General features: G+C 60.4%; 18 protein-coding genes. 13 read left to right on the forward strand and 5 right to left on the reverse strand.

The window, feature by feature from the left end; genetic code table 11:
* Positions 1-5 precede the first annotated feature (5 nt).
* Genes BRO63_RS30960 through BRO63_RS30970 form a run of 3 tightly spaced genes read left to right on the forward strand, consistent with a single transcriptional unit; the run spans position 6 to position 1,853 of the window.
* Entirely contained in the window at positions 6-854 is an 849-nt protein-coding gene (locus BRO63_RS30960; RefSeq protein WP_088143396.1) for a biotin--[acetyl-CoA-carboxylase] ligase, read from the forward strand.
* Positions 851-1,657, forward strand: a complete 807-nt coding sequence (locus BRO63_RS30965) for a type III pantothenate kinase (protein ID WP_088143397.1) — start codon at positions 851-853, stop codon at positions 1,655-1,657. Before BRO63_RS30960 ends, BRO63_RS30965 begins: the two co-directional genes overlap by 4 nt.
* 16 nt (positions 1,658-1,673) lie before the next feature.
* Positions 1,674-1,853: a hypothetical protein gene (locus BRO63_RS30970; protein WP_088143398.1), complete on the forward strand. Its 180-nt coding sequence runs from the start codon at positions 1,674-1,676 to the stop codon at positions 1,851-1,853.
* Between the two features lie 36 nt (positions 1,854-1,889).
* Here BRO63_RS30970 and BRO63_RS30975 read toward each other — a convergent pair whose 3' ends face one another.
* The 3 genes from BRO63_RS30975 to BRO63_RS30985 form a co-directional block, all read right to left on the reverse strand.
* Positions 1,890-3,194, reverse strand: coding sequence for a 3-deoxy-D-manno-octulosonic acid transferase (locus tag BRO63_RS30975; protein ID WP_088143399.1), 1,305 nt, complete (start codon positions 3,192-3,194; stop codon positions 1,890-1,892).
* A 1-nt stretch (position 3,195) separates the two neighbouring features.
* Entirely contained in the window at positions 3,196-4,236 is a 1,041-nt protein-coding gene (waaC, locus tag BRO63_RS30980; RefSeq protein ID WP_088143400.1) for a lipopolysaccharide heptosyltransferase I, read from the reverse strand.
* A gap of 193 nt (positions 4,237-4,429) precedes the next feature.
* Entirely contained in the window at positions 4,430-5,347 is a 918-nt protein-coding gene (locus BRO63_RS30985) for an NAD-dependent epimerase/dehydratase family protein (RefSeq protein WP_088143401.1), read from the reverse strand.
* Between the two features lie 305 nt (positions 5,348-5,652).
* Between BRO63_RS30985 and BRO63_RS30990 the strand changes: the two genes are divergently transcribed.
* The 10 genes from BRO63_RS30990 (at position 5,653) to BRO63_RS31035 (ending at position 18,739) form a co-directional block, all read left to right on the forward strand.
* Positions 5,653-7,536: a polysaccharide biosynthesis protein gene (locus BRO63_RS30990; RefSeq protein WP_306425695.1), complete on the forward strand. Its 1,884-nt coding sequence runs from the start codon at positions 5,653-5,655 to the stop codon at positions 7,534-7,536.
* Between the two features lie 44 nt (positions 7,537-7,580).
* Positions 7,581-8,627 carry a polysaccharide biosynthesis protein gene (locus tag BRO63_RS30995; RefSeq protein WP_088143402.1) on the forward strand — a complete coding sequence of 349 codons (1,047 nt, stop codon included), beginning with the start codon at positions 7,581-7,583 and terminating at the stop codon, positions 8,625-8,627.
* Positions 8,628-9,734, forward strand: a complete 1,107-nt coding sequence (gene wbjC, locus BRO63_RS31000; RefSeq protein WP_088143403.1) for a UDP-2-acetamido-2,6-beta-L-arabino-hexul-4-ose reductase — start codon at positions 8,628-8,630, stop codon at positions 9,732-9,734. It abuts the gene before it with no gap.
* Between the two features lie 9 nt (positions 9,735-9,743).
* The gene (gene wecB, locus BRO63_RS31005) at positions 9,744-10,877 is read left to right on the forward strand and encodes a non-hydrolyzing UDP-N-acetylglucosamine 2-epimerase (protein WP_088143404.1); all 1,134 of its coding nucleotides are present in this window, start codon (positions 9,744-9,746) and stop codon (positions 10,875-10,877) included.
* 122 nt (positions 10,878-10,999) lie between these two features.
* Positions 11,000-12,304: an O-antigen ligase family protein gene (locus tag BRO63_RS31010; protein ID WP_088143405.1), complete on the forward strand. Its 1,305-nt coding sequence runs from the start codon at positions 11,000-11,002 to the stop codon at positions 12,302-12,304.
* Positions 12,305-12,328: 24 nt separating this feature from the next.
* Entirely contained in the window at positions 12,329-13,594 is a 1,266-nt protein-coding gene (locus tag BRO63_RS31015) for a glycosyltransferase (RefSeq protein ID WP_143219528.1), read from the forward strand.
* Between the two features lie 108 nt (positions 13,595-13,702).
* Positions 13,703-15,085 carry a hypothetical protein gene (locus tag BRO63_RS31020; protein ID WP_143219529.1) on the forward strand — a complete coding sequence of 461 codons (1,383 nt, stop codon included), beginning with the start codon at positions 13,703-13,705 and terminating at the stop codon, positions 15,083-15,085.
* 323 nt (positions 15,086-15,408) lie between these two features.
* Complete coding sequence (locus BRO63_RS31025) at positions 15,409-16,374, forward strand: hypothetical protein (protein ID WP_088143408.1); 966 nt, start codon at positions 15,409-15,411, stop codon at positions 16,372-16,374.
* A 68-nt stretch (positions 16,375-16,442) separates the two neighbouring features.
* The gene (locus BRO63_RS31030; RefSeq protein WP_143219530.1) at positions 16,443-16,925 is read left to right on the forward strand and encodes a hypothetical protein; all 483 of its coding nucleotides are present in this window, start codon (positions 16,443-16,445) and stop codon (positions 16,923-16,925) included.
* A gap of 404 nt (positions 16,926-17,329) precedes the next feature.
* Complete coding sequence (locus BRO63_RS31035; protein ID WP_143219531.1) at positions 17,330-18,739, forward strand: hypothetical protein; 1,410 nt, start codon at positions 17,330-17,332, stop codon at positions 18,737-18,739.
* Here the strand turns inward: BRO63_RS31035 and BRO63_RS31040 are convergent.
* Together BRO63_RS31040 and BRO63_RS31045 are read right to left on the reverse strand one after the other, a co-directional pair.
* On the reverse strand, positions 18,731-19,291 hold the full coding sequence (locus tag BRO63_RS31040) for a sugar transferase (protein WP_088143411.1): 561 nt from the start codon (positions 19,289-19,291) through the stop codon (positions 18,731-18,733). The two genes, BRO63_RS31035 and BRO63_RS31040, sit on opposite strands and share 9 nt — an antisense overlap.
* 125 nt (positions 19,292-19,416) lie before the next feature.
* Positions 19,417-20,646 carry a glycosyltransferase family 4 protein gene (locus BRO63_RS31045; protein WP_088143412.1) on the reverse strand — a complete coding sequence of 410 codons (1,230 nt, stop codon included), beginning with the start codon at positions 20,644-20,646 and terminating at the stop codon, positions 19,417-19,419.
* Between the last annotated feature and the right edge of the window lie 171 nt (positions 20,647-20,817).

A 20,817-nucleotide genomic window follows, 5' to 3' on the forward strand; every position in this document is an offset into this window, starting at 1 on the left:
CCGCCATGCCCGCTCAAGCCAGCCCCATCGACCTGCCCGCGCCGGAAACCCTGGCCGGTACGCTCAGCACGCGCCTGCCCGCCTTCCAGGACGTCTCCTGGATCGGCAGCACCGGATCGACCAATGCCGACCTCCTGGCCCGCGCGCGCGCAGGCGCCGGCGGCAAGCCCTGGCTGCTGGGCACGCACCTGCAGGAAACCGGCCGCGGCCGCGCCGGCCGCCCCTGGCAGAACCGCACGGGCTCCACGCTGATGTTCTCCTGTGCGTTCGACGTGCACCTGCCGCCCGCGCAACTGCCAGCGCTGTCGCCGCTGGCCGGCATCGCCGCCTGCGAGGCGCTGCGCACCGTCGCCGGCCCGCAAGCCACCGGGCTCTGCATGAAGTGGCCCAACGACGTGCAATGGCACGACGCCAAGCTGGCGGGCGTGCTGGTCGAGACCACCCGCAATCCCGGCGGCAGCGAAGCCGGCCACACGGTCGTCATCGGCATGGGCGTGAACCTGACCGACGCCGTCCGGCTGTCGCTCGCGCTGGAGCGCGACGTCGCCGACTGGAGCCAGGTGCAGGCGGGCGCCGCCCGCCAGGCCAGCGCCGCCGACCTGGTCTGCGCCAGCGCGATGGCCTGGCTGGAAGCGGTCCGGGCTTTGGAACGCGAAGGCTTTGGCGCCTTCAGGCAGCGTTTCGATCAGGTGGACGCTTTGGCCGGCCGCAAGGTCAACGTGCTGGACAAGGGCGCTATTCTTCTAGAAGGCACCGCCAGCGGCGTGGACGAACAAGGCCGCCTGCTGGTGCAAACGCCCGACGGCATCCAACCGATCCTGGTCGGTGAAATCTCGATTCGACGCCAAGCATGATTATTCTCATCGACTCAGGCAACAGCCGTCTCAAGGTGGGTTGGCTGGATGCCAGCAACCCCGACACGCCGCGCGAGCCCGCGGCGGTCGCCTTCGACGGCCTGGACCTGGACGCCCTGGACCGCTGGCTGGCCGCCCTGCCGCGCCGCGCCCTGCGCGCGCTGGGCGTCAATGTGGCCGGCGAGGCCCGCGGCGCGGCCATCGCCGCCATCCTGCAAAAGCACGGCTGCGCAGTGACCTGGTCGCCATCGCAGGCGGCCACGCTGGGATTGGTCAACAGCTACAAAACGCCCACCCAACTGGGCGCCGACCGCTGGGCTTCGCTGCTGGGCGTGCTGTCGCGCCTGCCCGGGGCGCACCCGCCTTTCGTGCTGGCCAGCTTCGGCACCGCCACCACCATCGACACCGTCGGCCCCGACAATGTCTTCGCCGGCGGCCTGATCCTGCCGGGCCCGGCCATGATGCGCAGCGCCCTGGCCCACGGCACCGCCAATCTCCCCATCGCCAACGGCCAGGTCGTGGCCTATCCCACGGACACGCACGAAGCCATCGCCTCCGGCATCGCCGCCGCGCAGGCCGGCGCCGTCGTGCGCCAATGGCTGGCCGGACGCCAGCGCTACGGCCAGACGCCGCAGATCTATGCGGCGGGCGGCGGCTGGCCCGAAGTGCACCAGGAAATCGAACGCCTGCTGGCGGACGCGGGCGGCACCTTCGGTGCGGCGCCCGTGCCCATCTATCTGGATCACCCCGTCCTGGACGGCCTGGCCGCGGTCGCGCGCGCCACCCTGGACGCCGAAGCCTGAACGGGAGACCCCGGCCATGCGCGTGCTCTTCATCCTCATCCTGCTGGCGAATCTGGGGGTCTATGCGCTGGGCCAGGGCTGGCTGGGCACACGCCCCGAGGACGAAGGGCGCGATCCGCGCCGCTTCAACCAGGAACTCAATCCAGACGCGGTGACCTTGGTCCCCAAGACGGCGCCTCCCCGCGCCGCGCCCTGAAGGCCCGTCCGGCGCACACGCCTGCGGAAACGGGCGCTAGCCCGCCTTTCCTGCTCCCAGCCAAGGTTCCAGCGCGTCCAGCGTGCGCCCAGTGGCGCCGGAATGCATGCGGAACCACGCCAGCGCCGCCTCTGCCGCGCGCTGGCGGCGCGGCTCGTCGGCCAGTAGCGCCATCGCCGCATCCACTGCCTGGCCGGCATCGGCCGCGCGCAAGGCAGCGCCCGCCGCGACCGCGTCTTCCGCCGCCTGCTTGAAATTGAAGGTATGCGGGCCGACGATGACCGGCACACCCGCCGCGCAGGCCTCGATCAGGTTCTGCCCGCCCAGCGGCGCGAAACTGCCCGCCACGATCGCCACATCCGAAGCGGCATAGTGGAACGCCATCTCGCCCAGCGTGTCGCCCAGCAGCACCGCCGTCTGCGACCCGGGTTCCAGGCCCTCGGAGCGTCGGACATAGGGCAGCCCGGCCTCCGACAGCAGGCGCGCGGCCTCGTCAAAGCGCTGCGGATGGCGCGGGATCAGCAGGAACAGCGGCGCGCCGGGCATGGCGGCATGGCGCTTGATGGCCTCGATGAAACCGCTGTCCTCGCCCTCGCGCGTGCTGGCCACCGCCACCACGCGCCGGCCCAGCCGTTCGCGCCAAGCCTGCCCCGCGGCAACCTGGGCCGCTGGCAGAACCAGATCGAATTTCAGATTGCCCGTCACGACGGGCTGCGGCGCCCCTGCCTGCACGAGCCTGTCGGCGTCCTCGGCGGTCTGCGCCAGCACCGAGTCCAGTCCGCCCAGCGCTTCGCGCATCACGCCGCCCATCCTGCCCGCCTGCCGCAGCGACGACGCCGAAAACCGCGCGCTGACCAGCGCCATGGGCACGCCCGCGCCGCGCGCGGCCGCCAGCAGGTTCGGCCAGATCTCGCGTTCGATGAGCAAGCCGCAGCGCGGCCGCCAGGCCGCCATGAAACGGCGGGTGGCCCCGGGAAAATCGTAGGGCAGCCATGCCTGGCGCAACTGCCCGCGGGCAATGGCCTCCGCGTATTGGCGCGCGCCCTCGGCCCGGCCGGTGGCCGTCATGTGCGTCAGCAGCACCGGCAGCCCCCGGTCCAGCAAGGCCTGCAGCAGAGGCTGCGCGGCGCGCGTCTCGCCCAGGCTGACGGCATGCACCCAGACCGGAGCCGTCCAGGCCGCGGCAATCGCATCAGCAGCAACGACAGGCGCGGCGTGGCCGAAGCGTTCAGCAGAGAAGATCTCCCATTGACCGCCCGCGCGCCGGGCGCGGTGGCCCATCCAGAGCCAGACCAGCGGTGACAGAGCCCTGAGCGCCAGAGAGTAGACGCCGCGGTTCATGTCACTGGGCGGCCAAGGCCTGCTCCACCGCCGCCATCACGGCCTCGCGCGACGGCGAAGCCCCGCGATCGCCCAGGCTGGCGGTGTAGCTGGAACCGACCAGCGGCGTGCGCACCGGCGTGGAGGCACGGTATATGCCGATGGTGGGCCGGCCCAGGGCGGCCGACAGATGGGTCAGGCCGCTATCCAGCCCCACCATCAGGCGGGACCCGGCCAGCAGGCGCGCCACCGCGCTCAGGTCCATGCGGGGCATCACCTCGGCGCCGTCCATGCCGGCAATCAGCAACCGGGCGCGCTCGGCTTCCTGCTCGTTCCCCGCCAGCAATTTCAGGGTGCAGCCGGCCTCGCGCAGGCGGCGGAACACGACGCGCCAGTCTTCTTCCGGCCAGAGTTTGTCGTCGCGGCTGGCCGACGGCATGATCACGGCGTAGCCGCGGTCCGTATCCAAATGGTGCAGACGCGGCAGGTCGCTGACGTTCAGGCCCTCGCTGCCGACTTCCAGCACGGGATCCGCCGCGGCCTGCGTCGCCTGGCGCGCAAAGGCCTGCAAGCCGAAATCGGGCGCGCCGGCGTATTGGTAGCCGAACGTCAACGCGGCAAGCTTGCGCTGGCGGATCACCGCCGGCTGCCAGAACTCCACCCGGTGCCGCACGTTGTAGAACAGCGACGCCAGTGGTTCGCGCGCCGAACGCCAGTCCAGTCCATGCCGCACGCCACGGGTCTGGCGCACCAGCCAGGCGGATTTCAGCAAGGCCTGCATGTCGAGCACGATGTCGTACTGCTTGGACCGCAGGCGCTCTTTCAGCGCGCGGCGCTCGGCCCGGACTTGCGCCGACCACCAGGCCTTGCGCCAGCGCCGATGGGCCACCTTGATGACTTCATTGATTGCGGGATGCCATGCCGGGATGTCCGCAAAAGCTTCTTCTGCAATCCAGTCGATCTCAGCGTCCGGCACATGCCGGGCGATATCGGATATGGCGGGCAGCATGTGCACCAGATCGCCTAGCGAAGAAGTGCGGACAATGAGGATGCGTGTTGGCATTGACAAAAGCACAAAAGACCGCATGACGCGGAGTCGAAATCATCCGCTGATGCAGGATGGCATCCGCAGCGAAGAATTTCGGCAATTTACAACAAACTGCACCCGTCATGCGGCCGCGTTTCATCTGGCCAAGAGCCGCCCTTCAGGCCGGAACGCCTCGGAAAAAACGCCGAAAATCTATTTCCATACCGGCTCAGACAACTTCGAACGGCAAGGATCTGGGCATGAATTGCAGCGTTTTGCGGATGGAAGCGTCGTCGACCTGCAAGGTGCCCGTGAGCTGCTCATATGCGCCACGCTGGCCCGCAGCCTGCGCCAACATGCGCAACATGAAAGACGGGAAAGGAACCAAACGCACAGGCCGACCGACATCCTTGGCCACGCCACGCAAAATATCGGGTGTCGAATAGTCCTGCAGGTCCCGTACATGGAATACATGGCCAGGCGCATCAGGATGCTGCAAGCAAGCCAATAGCGCGGCCGACAGGTTATCCACATGCACCAAGCTGCGTTGGTTGCGCACGTTGCGCAAGGGCAGCGGCACGCCGGCCCGAACCCAACGGGCCATCCGCGCCATATTGCCCGGCGCGCCCTTGCCGTAAACCAGCGGAGGCCGGACGATCACCAGTTCGGCACCATGGCGCTGCGCCAGCTCGGCCAGCTTCTGCTCCGCCTTCAATTTGGACTTGCCGTAAGGCGTAGTCGGGCGGCATTCCGTCTGCTCGGTCAACGGAGCCCCCGCCTCGCTGGACGTTCCCACCGCGCCGATGGAACTGACGAACACGAAGCGCTTCACTCCGGAACGAAAGGCGGTGTCGGCCAGTCTGCAAGTCCATTCCACGTTCACTTGCTCAAACAGAAGTTCGTGGTCGGCAGGCGGGGCGCCCAGCACGTGGGCTCGGCCCGCAAGATGGCAGACCGCCTCCATCCCCGACATGGCCTCCAGCAGCGCCGCTTCATCCTCCATATCCGGAATATTGCGCACTTCGACCCGCTCGTCGTCCAGAGGCCGGCGTGTCAACAGGCGCAACGAGTGCCCTTGCGCCAACAGATCCCGCACCACCCGCTGCCCGACAAATCCCGTGCCGCCGGTAACTAGTATTTTGCTCATCGCATTTTCGTAAATTGTTGTTCAAAAAAAGGCACGCCTCGCCCATTGCCAACAGGACATTCGAACGTGCAGGACCGTCTCGCCGAATCTCCGCCTGCCTGCAAGCCCAGAAACGAGTAATGCGACCCCCATTAGTTTTCGCATCCTACACCCCTTGAGCGCCGCATATTGCAGCACCCTTGGATGCCCACATCGCGCAAGCCGCTCTCGGCACCCACGCCCGCCTGTGGCGCGGGCGCGGTTACTCCACCCCGACGGCGTGTTGATACAATCACGCACCCCCCAAACTCTCTTTATCAGTCGGTGTGACTTTGCGTACCTCAATCGGTGCAGTTCGGCAAGCCCTCGTTGACCTGCCGAGATCGGCCAAAAGAGCCCTTGCCATTTCGCTGGACGCGCTGATTCTGTTTGGCGCATTCCAGTTGGCATTATGGCTTCGTTTCGAGCTGTTTTTTACGACACCCGACTATCTTTTGCTGTCATTTGCCGCCTGCGCCAGCGGCATCTTCGCACTCGTCGTATTCGGCACGTATCAATATGTGCTGCGATACATGACGGACCGCGTAGCCCTTGTCATTGTAGGGGGCGTCCTGGTTTCAATCATGACGGTCACCGCCTGCAGCCTCTTTCTGCAGATGTCCTCCGGGCTTTCGCGCGGCGTGTTGACCATTTACGGCGTCGTGTCCCTGGTGCTGCTGCTGGGCGTACGGTTGGCGGCCATCAAGATCTTGTTTCCGCGCCACCGGCTTGGCGATGTCCCGCGGGACAGCGTCGTGCGCGTGCTTATTTATGGCGCAGGCCCGGCTGGCAGCCAATTGGCGCTCGCCTTGCGCAACAGTTCGCACTACCGCCCGATCGCGCTGGTCGACGACGACCGGGATAAAACCGGTCTGATGGCCGCTGGCCTGCGCACCTACCCGACGAGCGACGTGGGCGAACTTGTGGAAAGCCACAATATCGGTCAAATCTTGATTGCCAAGCCTACGGCTTCGCGCGAACAAATCAACAACATGGTGGAGATCGGTTCGCAGCACAGCATCCGGGTCCGGATTGTGCCGAATCTGCACGAAATGGTCGACCAGGCTGGCGGCCTGAAAGCTCGCGACCTCCAGATCGAAGACCTCCTGGGCCGCGATGCCGTGGCGCCGCTGCCTGCACTGCTGGGTCGATATGTAACTGGGCATGTGGTCATGGTGTCCGGCGCAGGCGGTTCCATCGGCTCCGAACTGTGCCGCCAGATCCTGGCGCTGCAGCCCCGCCGCCTGGTCTTGCTGGAAATCTCTGAACCCGCCCTGTACACCATCGGCCAGGACCTCGCCGGGATCAACGCGCAGAACGTGGAGATCGTGCTGCTGCTGGGTTCCACGGGCGATCAGCGGAATTGCGCGGAACATATGCGCAAGTATGGCGTCGAGACCATCTATCACGCAGCAGCCTACAAGCATGTTCCCCTGGTCGAGCACAACATCCGCGAGGGCATACGCACCAATGCCTTCGGCACCCTGTCCTTCGCCCGCGCCGCCATCGAATCCGGCGTCAAGGATTTCGTGCTGATTTCCACCGATAAGGCTGTCCGGCCCACCAATGTCATGGGCGCAACCAAGCGCCTGGCCGAATTGGTGCTGCAGGCACTGGCGGACATCCAGACCGGCACCCGTTTCTCGATGGTGCGGTTCGGCAATGTGCTGGGCAGCTCGGGCAGCGTCGTCCCCCTGTTCAATCGGCAGATCCAGAACGGCGGGCCGGTGACCTTGACACATTCGGACATTACCCGCTACTTCATGACCATCCCGGAAGCAGCACAATTGGTGCTGCAGGCAGGAGCCATGGGCGCCTCGGGCTCGGTCTTCGTCCTGGACATGGGGGAGCCGGTCCGGATATACGACCTGGCCAAACGCATGATTCAACTGCATGGCCTGACCGTCCGTACGCCGGAATTCCCCGACGGCGACATCGAAATCCGGATCACGGGCCTACGCCCCGGAGAGAAACTCTACGAAGAACTCCTGATCGGTGGAGATGTCTCGCCTACGCAACACCCTCGCATCATGCAGTCGAAGGAACATAGCATTCCTTATGACGAATTGATGAAAGAACTCGAAAGCATGGAACATTCTTTCACTACGGGCGACGAGATGGCCCCCAAGGCGATGCTCAAGAAGCTCGTGATTGAATATACTCCGTCCTGAATTCAATTAGATAAACCCGCTGCCATAATTAGTATATATAAGCCATGAGCAATAAAACTTTCTGCGACAAGACCTTGCTAATAACCGGAGGCACGGGTTCTTTCGGCAATGCCGTTCTGAAGCAATTCATTAATTCCGATATCGGCGAAATCCGCATTTTCAGCCGCGATGAAAAGAAGCAGGACGACATGCGGAAGCGCTTCAACAATCCGAAGTTGAAGTTCTACATCGGCGATGTGCGCGACTACACAAGCATCCTGAACGCTACCCGCGGCGTCGATTTCATTTTTCATGCGGCAGCGCTCAAGCAAGTCCCTTCGTGCGAATTCCACCCGATGGAGGCTGTGCGGACCAACGTCCTGGGCACCGAGAACGTACTCGAAGCAGCCATTGTCAATAATGTAAGCCGCGTCGTGTGCCTGAGCACCGACAAGGCCGTTTATCCGATCAACGCCATGGGCATCTCCAAGGCAATGATGGAAAAAGTGATGGTTGCCAAGTCGCGCAACCTCGACGGCAAGGGCACCGTGATCTGTGGGACCCGCTATGGCAACGTCATGGCGTCGCGCGGATCGGTCATCCCCCTCTTCTTCGACCAGTTCCGCGCCGGCACGCCGTTCACGATCACCGATCCCGGCATGACCCGCTTCATGATGACGCTGGAAGATGCGGTGGATCTGGTGCTGTATGCGTTTGAGCATGGCACGAACGGCGATATCTTTGTGCAGAAGGCCCCCGCCGCCACGATCGAAACCCTGGCCGAAGCCCTGCTCGCCATCCTCAAGAAGCCAGAGCATCCGATCAACGTCATCGGTACGCGGCATGGCGAAAAACTCTATGAAACGCTGTTGAGCCGCGAAGAAATGGCTGCCGCCGAGGACCTGGGCGGTTACTACCGCGTGCCGCCCGATCTGCGCGATCTCAATTACGGCAAGTTCGTCGAACAAGGCGAACCGAAGATTTCGCAATACGAGGACTACAACTCGCACAATACCGAACGCCTGGACGTGGCCGGCATGGTGGCCTTGCTGCGCAAGCTCGATTTCATCCAGGCCATCGAGCGCAACGACATCCCCGAAGCCGAGGGTTAAATGAAGCTGCTTATCACCGGCGCCAACGGATTTGTCGGCAAGAACCTGCGTGTATTGCTGGGCGAACGCAAGGATTTCGAAGTGCTCGCATTCACGCGCGAGCATACGCTGGCGCAGCTGGAAGCCATGGTCCAGGAAGCGGATTATGTCTTTCATCTGGCCGGTTCGAACCGTCCCAAGGATCCGGCCGAGTTCAAGGAAATCAACCTGGGATTGACGCAGTCGCTGATCGATTTCGCCGCCAAGCGTCAGCGCCCCTTGCCGATCGCCTACACCTCATCGATCCAGGCAGAGCTGGAAAATCCCTACGGCGCCAGCAAGCTGGCGGCCGAAGAAGCGCTGCTGGCCTATGGGCGCCAGACTGGCTCGTCGGTGCGCCTGTTCCGGCTTCCCAATGTGTTCGGCAAATGGTGCCGCCCGAACTACAACTCCGCGGTGGCAACCTTCTGCCATAACATCGCGCACGATCTGCCGATCACCATCAATGATCCTGCGGCCAAGGTGCGCCTGGTGTACGTGGACGATGTCTGTAAGGCACTGATCGCCTTGCTCGCCGAAGAACCCGGTCTTAACGGGTACGTGGAAGTCGAACCGGTCTATTCCACCACCGTCGGCGACATGGCCGACGAGATCCGCGGTTTCAAGGAAAGCCGTCAGACGCTCATCACGCCTCGCGTGGGTACTGGGTTCACGCGTGCCCTGTATTCGACCTACATGAGCTATCTGGAGCCGGCGCAATTCGCGTACACCGTACCCAAGTACGGTGACCAGCGCGGCGTTTTCGTCGAGATGCTGAAGACGCCCGACGCTGGCCAGTTTTCGTTTTTCACCGCGCTCCCCGGCATCACACGCGGCGGCCACTATCACCACACCAAGACCGAGAAGTTTCTGGTCATCAAGGGCTCGGCTCGTTTCGGTTTCCGCCATATCGTCACCGACGAGACGTTCGAAATCCTCACCAACGGCGACGAGCCCACCATCGTCGAGACCATTCCGGGCTGGGCGCACGACATCACCAATATCGGCGAGGGCGACATGGTCGTCATGCTATGGGCGAACGAGATCTTCGACCGGCAGAATCCCGACACCATCGGCCACAAAGTTTAATTATCCAAGATGACCAAGAAACTCAAAGTCGTTACCGTCCTTGGTACGCGCCCCGAAATCATCCGCTTGTCGCGCGTCATGGCCAAGCTGGACGAATACTGTGACCACATCATCGTCCATACCGGCCAGAACTACGACTACGAACTGAACGAGATCTTCTTCAGTGATCTCGGCGTCCGCCGCCCGGACCATTTCCTCAACGCAGCGGGAGGCACCGCCGCCGAGACGATCGGCAACGTCATCATTGCCGTCGACAAGGTTCTGGCCGAAACGCAGCCCGAAGCCGTCCTGATCTTGGGTGACACCAATAGCTGCTTGGCCGCCATTCCTGCCAAGCGCCGCAAGATTCCCATTTTCCACATGGAAGCCGGAAACCGCTGTTTCGATCAGCGTGTGCCGGAAGAAACAAACCGGCGTATCGTCGACCATACTTCCGACATCAACCTCACTTACAGCAGCATTGCCCGCGAATATCTGCTGGCCGAAGGTTGCCCTCCGGACCGCGTCATCAAGACCGGCAGCCCGATGTTCGAGGTGCTGACGCACTACGCACCGTCGATCGACGCCTCGGACGCTGTCTCGCGGCTGGGTCTGACCGAAGGCGAGTACTTTGTCATCAGCGCTCACCGCGAAGAGAACGTCGATTCCGAGATCAATCTGCGCAAGCTCGCGGACATCTTCAATGGCCTGGCCACGACTTACGGCAAGCCCGTGATCGTTTCCACGCATCCGCGCACGCAAAAGCGTATTGACGCGCAACAGCTACAGTTTGATCCGCTGGTGCGTCTGCTCAAGCCTCTTGGCTTCCACGATTATGTCAAACTGCAGAAAGACGCCCGCGCGGTGCTTTCCGACAGCGGCACCATCACGGAAGAATCTTCCATTCTCAATTTTCCCGCACTTAATATTCGCGAAGCCCACGAACGCCCTGAAGGCTTCGAGGAAGCTTCCGTCATGATGGTCGGCCTGGAGCTGGACCGTGTGCTGCAAGGACTCTCCATCCTGGAGAAGCAGGGCCGGGGAGCCGAGCGCAGCCTGCGTCAGGTGGCCGACTACAGCATGCCTAACGTGGCGGAAAAAGTGGTGCGGATCATCCATAGCTATACGGACTACGTGAATCGTACCGTGTGGAAAAAATACTGATCGAACCGCTGGCGAGCAAACGGCATCGGGGCAACCTGCCCCCGAATGCCCCGGCACCTGGTTAGTTTGTCCTTCCAAGCACGACGCCACTACCAATCAGTATTTGCCCCAGGATTGTTTCCATGGACGTCGCCACGCCTCCTCAGTCCCCCCGGGCAGTCAAGAACGCATGCGATGTAGCCCTGCTGCTTTGTATCGGCTTGCTGCCGGTCCTGACTGTCAGCACTAGCCGCGGGGGCAGCGTTGCGTTCTACGCGGCCTGCGTCTTCAGCCTGGTCGGCCTGTGCCTGGCGGCGCGCCAATCCAAACCATCTTGCACTCCGTACTGGCATAGCTACTGGCCGCTGGTTGCGTTGCTGGCATTGGTTCCGCTGACGCCGCTCCTCAGTTCTGCCTTGTTGGATTCCAGATTGCATGGGTCGGATCTTGAACGCGGCCTCCGGTTCTGGGCGATAGCATTGATCGTCGCCAGCCTGGCGCAAATCGACCGCGAAAGGCTCAAACTCACTTTGTGGGGCCTCGCGGCAGCCGCCTGGGTCGCCAGCATCACCATCATCCATCTAGCCTGGATCACTGGCGAGCGGCCAGAGCCCGAGGAGTACAACGCTGTCTCCTACGGCAACCTGACCTTGCTTCTGGGCGTGCTCATGCTGTTCGCGCTCGGATTGCGCACAACACGCTGGCCCAGGCTTGAAGCCGCCGCAAAACTTGTCACGGGCGGTGTGGCGATCTATGCCTTCGCGCTGACGTTGACCCGCGGCGGTTGGCTGGCGGTCCCCGTCTTTTCCCTGGTGGCGCTCGCGCTGGCCGGGCAACGACGCTGGGTCTTGAAGGCGGGCATATTCGTCGCGGTCATTGCTGGCTGCGCGGCTGTCCTCTACGCCAATCACGATTTGCGCAGCCGCGTAGAACTGGCGGCCAACGAAGTCGTTCAATGCCGCAACGACAAATTGGCTGATACCTCCATATGCACGCGGCTTCAGTTATGGTCCGCGGCCTGGAGAATGTTCCGCGCCGCTCCGCTTACCGGCAATGGCAGCGGCAGCCTGTTCCCTGAAAAATTGCAGGAACAGGCCGCGCACGGCAAGGTTTCGCCGACGGTTGCGGCAAACTTTGGCGAGCCTCACAACGACCTGCTGTATGCCATGGCCAACTACGGCCTGCCAGGGCTTGCAGCGTTGCTTGCCATATATCTTGCGCCTGGCGCCTATTTCCTCAGGCGCATGCGCCAACGCAGCCCGGACGGCAAATCCGCAGCCGCCATGGGGCTCGTCGTCTGCCTGGGGTTTGCAGCATTCGGCCTCACCGAACTGATGTTCCGGGGCATGCGCACCATAGGCCTCTATGCGACATTGACCGCGTTATTCCTGGCCATGTCTGCGCCAAGTGGTTTCTCCGCGCATTCCGCGCACAAATCCATACCCTGAATGCGATAACGGGAAAAAAAAATCGTGTCTGAAAAAAAGCGATTGCTGCACCTGGGTTTCTTTTGCCCCCAGGCGTATTTCGACCTGCACGACAAGGCGGAGAAGAACCATCAGTACGCCGCGCGCAAGCTCGAATCACGGATCGTAGACGGTCTGCGGCAAAACGACGTCGAGGTCGAAACGATCGGCCTGTACCCCGCGCGGATCTTTCCGCGCAACCGTACCGTCTTGCTGAAGGCATTCAAAGGCGTCGACGCCCACGGACAGCAAGCCCAGGCTGTCGGCTACATCAACATGCCCTTTCTCAGCCACATGTCACGCACCATCTCCATCCTGAGGGCTGGCTGGCGGTGCCTGCGCCAAAAGCGTGAGCGTCCCTCGGCCATCCTGGTGTACTCACTGCACACTCCTCTGGTGCTTTCTGCGGCGATCCTCTCCAAGTGGTTCCGGATCCCCTTCTATATCTATGTCCCCGACCTGCCGCAGTACATGAATGTCGGCGTCAAACGCAGCCGCCTATTCAATTTCCTGAAGCGGATCGACACATCGCTGGTGTTGAGCCTGAGCGACCGGGCGACGGGCATCATAGGAATCACCTCCGAACTGGTCCAATCGCGCCCCTCCTGGAGCGGCAAACGAACGGCAGTCCTGGAGGGCGTGGCGGAAGCCAGCGATGCGCCTGATGAAGCACAGAACCAGCAAGATGCCGAGATTCTGAACAAATACGGGCTGACCAAGGGCTTTGTCTTCTACGCTGGCGGCCTGGCTGAGCCCTATGGCGTAGGCATTCTCATCGAGGCCGTCAAGCAACTGGGCGGCGAGGTCCATCTGGTCCTATGCGGGGCGGGCTCCATGAACGCAGCCGTGCGCCGGGCCGCGAGCGAACACCCCCACATACACTACCTGGGCAGCATTCCGCCCGAAGACGTCAAGGCGCTGTCGCGCAACGCCAGCTTTCTGGTCAATGCGCGCATCCCGGGCGACGCCTATCTGCAATATTCCTTTCCATCCAAGCTGCTGGAATACATGGCCACGGGCGTTCCCGTGGTCTCTTCCCGCCTGCCTGGCATCCCACAGGAGTACTATGCACACCTGCTCGTTCTGGATGACGTCACTGCGGAAGGCTTGGCCGAATGCCTGCGAAGCAACGCAGGCGTGAATTACAGTGCCGCCCAGCTATCCGCGCAGGGCGCAGCCGCCTTCTGTCGGCAGCACAAGACCGCCCTGCAACAAGGAAAAAAACTGGTCCGAACTATTTTTCAGGATTCGGAGCAGCAGGAGCGCCCGTGAGATGCGGGAGCCGCGACAACCATCGACCCTTCTTTTTTACTGAATAGTTTTGGCATGATACGGGGCCTCTTCCTATACCTCGCAGTGAAAGTTTTCCCGGCTCTGTCCATGATCGTGTACATGGTCGCCATGTACATGAACTTTCCGCCCAACGATTATGTAACCTATTCCGCCGCGATTGCCGCGGGCGTGATCGGCGCGCAGATAGCTTCAAGCTGGATTGCCAGCGCGATCATCTTTTACTTCCCCTTGCGCAAAGGGAAAGCGGCATTCGTCACACAGGTGTTGCGGATAGCCATTGTTTCGGCCTCGCTGACGGCCCTGATCACCTCAGGCATCTTTCTATCGCTGTTTCATGATCGGGCCCTAAGCGCGAGCGTCTTGTTCCTGACTGCTGCGCAAGGGCTCTTCTACGTAGCCGTCGCCCTATTCCAACCCGAGCGGCGGATGCGCAGTCAGGTCATCAGCGCGATCACCCTCAGCATTACCCAATTGCTGTTCGCCGCCTACGCGATTCTGTCCAACACCCATTCACTCGCGGTGTCCGTCGCAGGTTATGGCGCGGGGTTCCTGGCCGGCCTCATTACCCTGCTTCTGTATATTCACTGGACCTGGTTTACCAGCGTATTGCGCAAGCGCCAGCGCCGCCTGGCGGCGAAGGAACCTGCGCTTGAGAATTCCAAGCTGCTGGCCTATGGCGGCCCCATGTTCATCTGGTTTTCGCTGATGCTGGTCAATAGCTACACCGACCGCTTCTTCCTTGGCCGCGTGGAAGGGCCGGGCGTGGCGGGCTATGCGTTCACGAAAGACCTCTTGATCGGCATTTCAGGATTCATTTCCATGCCGATCATGCTGATCGCCCATTCCATGATTTTCCGGCTGTTCCGTGAAAAAAAGGAAGAGGAGCTTTCCCAGCTGATCAGGTTCTCGACCACGCTTCTGGTCGTGCTGTTTCTGTTCGCGATATTCGTCTATGCGTCATTCGCAAAAATACAATTGACGCACTTTTCGCCTGACCTGCAGCACGTATCATTTTTCCGGGCGGTTCTCATTGGCCTGGGTATCATGTTAAGTACCCTTGCGCTCTATTCGCAGAAGAAATTCGAGGTACTCGGGCACCTGAAGCAATTGGTCGTGCTGGCAGCCATCAGCAATAGCGTCGCGTTTCTCTCTTACATGTACTCGTCCAGCAGCCATTCGCTCGACTATTTCGCCATTTCATATGCGGCGAGCACGCTCCTGTACTTCTGCCTGACTCTCTGGACCGGGTCGAACGCAATCCGGTTCACTATCAACTTGAAAATGATCGCCTTTGTCCTTGCCGTGCTGATCGCCATGCATTTCCTCGCACCACCATCCATCTACAACGGGCAGATGGACTGGGCAGCCGCTGGATGGGCCGTGGCCTGGCTTGGGGCCTTGGCGGCAGTCCTGATGACCTGCTTGGTCAGACTGTATCGATCATTAGGATCCGGCCTCATCCAAGGTTGATCGGCCCAGTCTCCAGTATCCGGAACAGCATCGTATTTGTTGCTGTGGCGCACAACAGACCCGCTTGATGAGCGGTCAGCTTGTAAAAGTCTGATTTTTCAGGCCCAAATAAGTTACGTGGTTCTACAATACGCGTCACAATTTCGCGTGATACTTCTGCTTACTGTCAACTCTCCCCTTTCTTAGTTCACAGTCCTGAGGGAAGGTAGTAGGGGAGCACGCCCGCAACGCTATATAATGTAATATTTAGAAGTATTTAGTAGGAATATAGAGCTTCGCGTGGTGCTCATATATTCCAAAACTTAATGGAAAGGCATCAACAGATGTTAGGCAATTTCTGGAAGCACGGAAACTTGGCGTTCGAGAGAAAAATAACCATCTCGATGCCAACGGTTCTATATTTGTTCTCGTACTTCGTTACCACGGTTTTGGCTGCCACCGTCTATTTGATGCCTGGCGGGGCGGAATATATTACGAACCGATGGGGGCCGATGGCAACGAAGGCATACGAGTCGATCGGTTCACCTACCTATCTTGCCCTTCTTTATCTGCCCCTCATTGTCGTTCCGATTGCGGCTTGGTTGACGGTCAAATTCTTAAAGCGCCCGTTCCCGCTCTTGAATAAAGTGGCCTCATACGATCTGAGAATTAATACCTCGGTGCTGTGGCTAATCGCGCTCACGAGCGCTGCTTATTGCCTTTTCACGCTGAACGCGGCAGGCGCCTTGGATCTTGGCTTGCTATCTAGCGGCGACTACATTGCAAAAACCACCCGCCGCCTGAACCTTCTGGAAAATACTGGTTTCGTCTTTTTTGCGTTCGCTTACGGAATCAATCTTATTATTCCGATATTGGCGTTCATCGCATACGTAAAGCAGGGTGGCAAGGCGCAAGACTTGATCCTCTTCGTGGCGACCTTCGTTTTCTTCCTGTTCATCATCACTGCCACCTACTCGAAGGCTCAAATACTCATTTACCTGATCATGATGGTCGTTGCGTTCATTTTGACGCGGGCCAAATTGAAATACATGATTATCGTCACCGTAGTTTCGGTTCTCGCGTTTGTCCTCACCGGCTACGCAATGTACCCAGCCCCACCAGAACCGATGGAGGTAGAGCTGGCCAGCGCTCTGCAGCAACCGGAATCTACGTCAAAAATAGAAGAACTCCCTCAGGCGATGGCGCCGATTGATATCCCGGAAACGCCCTCGGACGCGCCCGAAGACAGCCCCCCCCTCCGACGACCGCCCCTCCTGCGCCTACGCTCGTTCAGCCGGCCGTCAAGCTAGATACGAACCTGCTTGCGTCCTACATAAAGCGGCTGTCCGGCGACGCACTGCATCGCATGGCGGCAGCCATGCCCTTTTACGTAGCGATTTTCGACGATGAATCGGAGCGTTGCGGCATCCAGGGAAATCTGGTCCGCAAGCTCCTGCATATGCCGGAGGCACATTGCGTGTTACCCATCAAGGTCTTCAACGCGATGTATCCTGAAGTAGATTGGGCACAGGGCCAGCAGCCGGCACCGGCGACGTTATCTGCATACGGTGAATTGGGAATGTTCTGGTCAATTTGCGTGATGATCCTGAGCGGCGTGTTCCTTGGGGTCCTCGGCACGGTCGGCGCCGCCAGCAGGAGTCCGCTGTTCCTTGGTTTCACGGTAGCCGCTTGCTCGTTTTCCTACTACCTTACCCAAGTGCCGTTGATTGCAAGCTTCACCTATCCTCACGGCATTTTCGCCTTCATGATTCCTATTGCGATCCTGCTCTTCGTCTCCATCGGGCAGCACCGCAAACCGGAACAAGGCGTCGACCACCATATGGCGAAGCTGGATGCCTGACTAGGCACTTCACGCCTCGCACCGGGTATCAACTCTGGCAAAACGAAGGGGTCATCTCGCCAATGCGAGATGACCCCTTCGTTTTGCGTATGCGGTGCAGGGTTGTAAGTAACGGGCTCGATAGATCCTGCGGCGTACGCCTGAAGGTCAAGTACTTCCATCTGGGCCTATGCACCAAACTGGGGCTCCTCGAAACAAGGCCCGGATGACGTCAGGATCTGACTACACACTTCGGATGGCAAGTCGGGGGCTGGCGGGGTAGGCAAACGGAATACTTGCGTCTGATAGCGGATCAGCTTATCTTGACCTTCACACTTCGCTACAGTTTAGGACTTATGGACAGTACGCGGCGCGACAGCATTTGCCTATACTCCTGCAAGACTTGGCAATCCATGGACTATAGATTGAAGAACGACACGCTACGACCCTGGATTATCAGGAACATGTCGCCGGTTATTTTTCTGGCGGCGTTCTTCCTCACTGTTGTTCTTGGAAATTTACTTTTTGCCACTCCATTCGGCCGAGCACAACTACAAAAAATCCCCAGCTACGCCATCATATACAACTTCCCTACAATATTTACCCCACTATATTGGTTATTGCTTTTTTTGCCATTCCTGATGACCCCCATTATGGTGATTCTGGTGCGGCGCTACCTGGAAAAACCGGTACATCGGCTTTGCGCGCGCGTTCCGGAAATCCGACGCATTGATTATTTGGTAATAGCTGGCCTCGCATTGGGCCACGTGGGATATCATTTGTGGAAGGCCAACGCATTTTCACTCTATGGCACGGGCACCGACGCGGTCTCGTCGGTCGAAATACGGTTTCAAATACTTAGCGGACTGCGCTTCTGGACCATGGCTGTCCTGATGTCCATCCTGCCGTTCCTGGCGGTATATGCGCAAATCCGATGGATCCGCTCCTCGGCTCTGTTCTGGAAGGTGACCACCGTAGTTGTGGCCAGCTTGGTGGCTCTCTATATGGTCCTGTTGAACATGAAATGGCCGTTCCTGGTCTTTGCCGCCGCTCTGATTCTGACCGTTTTCGCACACAGCCAGAGGCGCCCATATATCAAAGCTGGAATCGGTACCGTCGCACTGTTCGCAACCTATCTGGTGATTTCCAGCCATGTATTCCGCTACGCGGACAGTTCCAGCAACGCGCCTCCTCCCGAACTCGCTGCCCCCTCGGTAATCGCGCCAGAAGCATCGGCACCCGGAACACCGCCGCACACATTGCCAGAAGTCCGCCCCAACAAAGGGGTATTGAGCGAGGCTCTGGATACTCCCAAACTGGCATTCACCCGGGCTCCGGAAACGCTATTTTCCGGCCTGACCCGCATGGCGATCCTGTACCCGTTCTACTATCAGGTGTTCACTGAAGAAGGCTATGTATGCGGCGGCATCCTGGCTCAGGCCCGTGTGGGACCGGCTTGTCGCCCCAGCACCTACATCTATACCCGGGTCTTCGGCCGCGACGGCTTCGAAGGGCGTGGCACAGCTCCCGCAGCCGTCCACATCTCGGGTTACTCGCTTGGAGGGTGGCCGATTGCACTCTTCGCCATGGTTTGTGCGTCCATAGTCATGGCGCTGATCACGTGCCTGCCGATTACCGCAAGCGCAACCGTGGGCGCCTTTGGCATCATGGGCGCCGTTGCCGGATATCATTTTTCTCAGGTTCCCGGCGAGGGCCCCATTTTTTATGACCACGGGTTGATCTGGACCTTGATTCCCGTGGTTATCTACTCAATCTTGCGATGGATATTCAGGGACAAACGCTCTGAAAAAAGAGGCTTGCCCGAATCAATGTGAAACGCCGTCCCGGCGCAGCACCTTGACGAAAGTCATCCAGAGAATGCGGATATCGAACCATACGGACTGCCTTTCCATGTATTCGATATCCAGGCGGACCTTGTCGGGGATCGGCAATTCATCGCGGCCATTGACCTGGGCCCATCCCGTCAATCCCGGCGTGAGCGCATCCACGCCGGCCTCGGTCCGCAGAGCAATCAGATCATCCTGATTGAACAGCGCGGGGCGCGGTCCGACAAAACTCATGTCGCCGACGATAATGCTCCACAGCTGCGGCAGTTCGTCCAGGCTGCTTTTGCGCAAGAAGCCTCCGACAGGCGTCAGACATGCTGCGGGATCGGGCAGCAAATGTGTCGCAACGGCCGGCGTATCCACTTTCATGCTGCGGAATTTGGGCATCTTGAAAATGCGGTTGTTGCGGCCCACCCGGTCGCTCCAGTACAGCACAGGGCCGGGCGAAGTCAGCCTGACCATGAGCGCAACGATAATCACCGGTATCAGCAGCACAAGTGCGGCAAACAGGCTGAGCAACAGATCAAATACTCTCTTCACAATTTTCTCTAGCAGATTCGATATTGCCCGGGTGCGGTCGTACCCGAGCGCCTTTGTCATTCAAGTTTCGGCGCCACAGAGGCGTGGCCGTCGCGTCCCTTGCCTGACTGCATCAGGCGGCGGGTTCACGCCGATTTTGACTTTTCACGCGATACCGTTTCCAGCACCTCGACCAATTGATCCACCAGCCGATCATGGTTGAAATGCTCTTCGTAGTAGCGCCGCCCATTTTCACCCATGCGTGCCCGCGCCTCTTGCGGCATGTCGGCAAGGCGTCTGATGGCCGCAGCCAAGGCCTGCGCATCCTCGGCAGGTACTGCGATGCCTGCCTGCGCCTTTTCCACCAGCCGCCCGCCTTCGCCATTGAGGGACGCCAGGATAGGCTTGCCCGACGCCATATAGGCCTGCACCCTGTTGGGAACGGTGGCTGCGAAGATTTCCTGGTCAGCCAGCGTGACCAGCAATGCCGACGCACGCTGCATGAATGCAGGCATGGTTTCCACCGGAAAGCGGCCCGGCAAGTGCAAGTTTTTCAGGCCCAGCGCCGCCACCTGTTGCTGCATCCACTCCCTACGGCTGCCGCCCCCCAGAACAACGAACTGGATGCCTTGATGCTCGCGTAACAGCGCGGCGGCAGCGACTATCACTTCCACAGCCTGCGCAGCGCCGATATTACCCGCGAACATGACGACAAACTCGCCGTCCAGCCCCGGCACCTCGGGTGGCGCTTCCGTGGGCACCTGCGAAAAACTGTCGTCGACCGAGTTGGGATAGTACTCAATGGGTTTGCCCGGCGCGAGCTTGCGTATCGGCTCGACAAACGCTTCCGACTGGACAAGTATCAAGTCGGCTCGGCTATAAATGAACCGCACGATCCTCTCGACCACGCCCAACACAAAGCGGTTTTTGACATGGCCCGTCGCCGACAGGCTCTGCGGCCAAAGATCCAATACCCAGATCACCACCGGCGCGCGTTTGATCTTCGCCAGCAGCAGGCCAGGTATGGCCAGCAACAACGGCGACAGGGCACAGATGAAAACCGCGTCGTAGGACTTGCGGCGCATGAGCCACGGCCCGAACAACACCCCCGAGAAAATGAACGACAGGTAATTCAGCGTCAGGCGGACCGCCCCCTTGCCGCGGGGAATCAAGGGCACCCGTGTGATATTCACGTTGTGGAACTGCTCACGCTGCACGCCAAACATCCGGTAACCTGAATAGATCTTTCCTTCCGGATAGTTCGGCTTCCCCGTCAGAACATCGATTTCCATCCCGCGCTCGGCCAAGGTGCTGCTGATCTCATTGATCCGGAAACCCTCCGGCCAGAAATACTGACTGACAATCAACGTGCGCAAACTGCACCTCCCGCGAGGGAAATGGGGCAATCGGGTCGTCCAATATTCATGTCGATGTTCATCAAGGATACAAAATTCAGGGCATTCCAGCTTCTGCGCTGCGGACGCATCGTACTGCGAAAGCCGCCACGCATGCAGGCGTGGTGCGCCCTCGCCTCGCCCGTATAATCG

The organism is Achromobacter xylosoxidans (genome assembly GCF_002192695.1).
In the GTDB taxonomy this organism is placed as follows: Bacteria; Pseudomonadota; Gammaproteobacteria; order Burkholderiales; family Burkholderiaceae_B; genus Achromobacter; species Achromobacter xylosoxidans_C.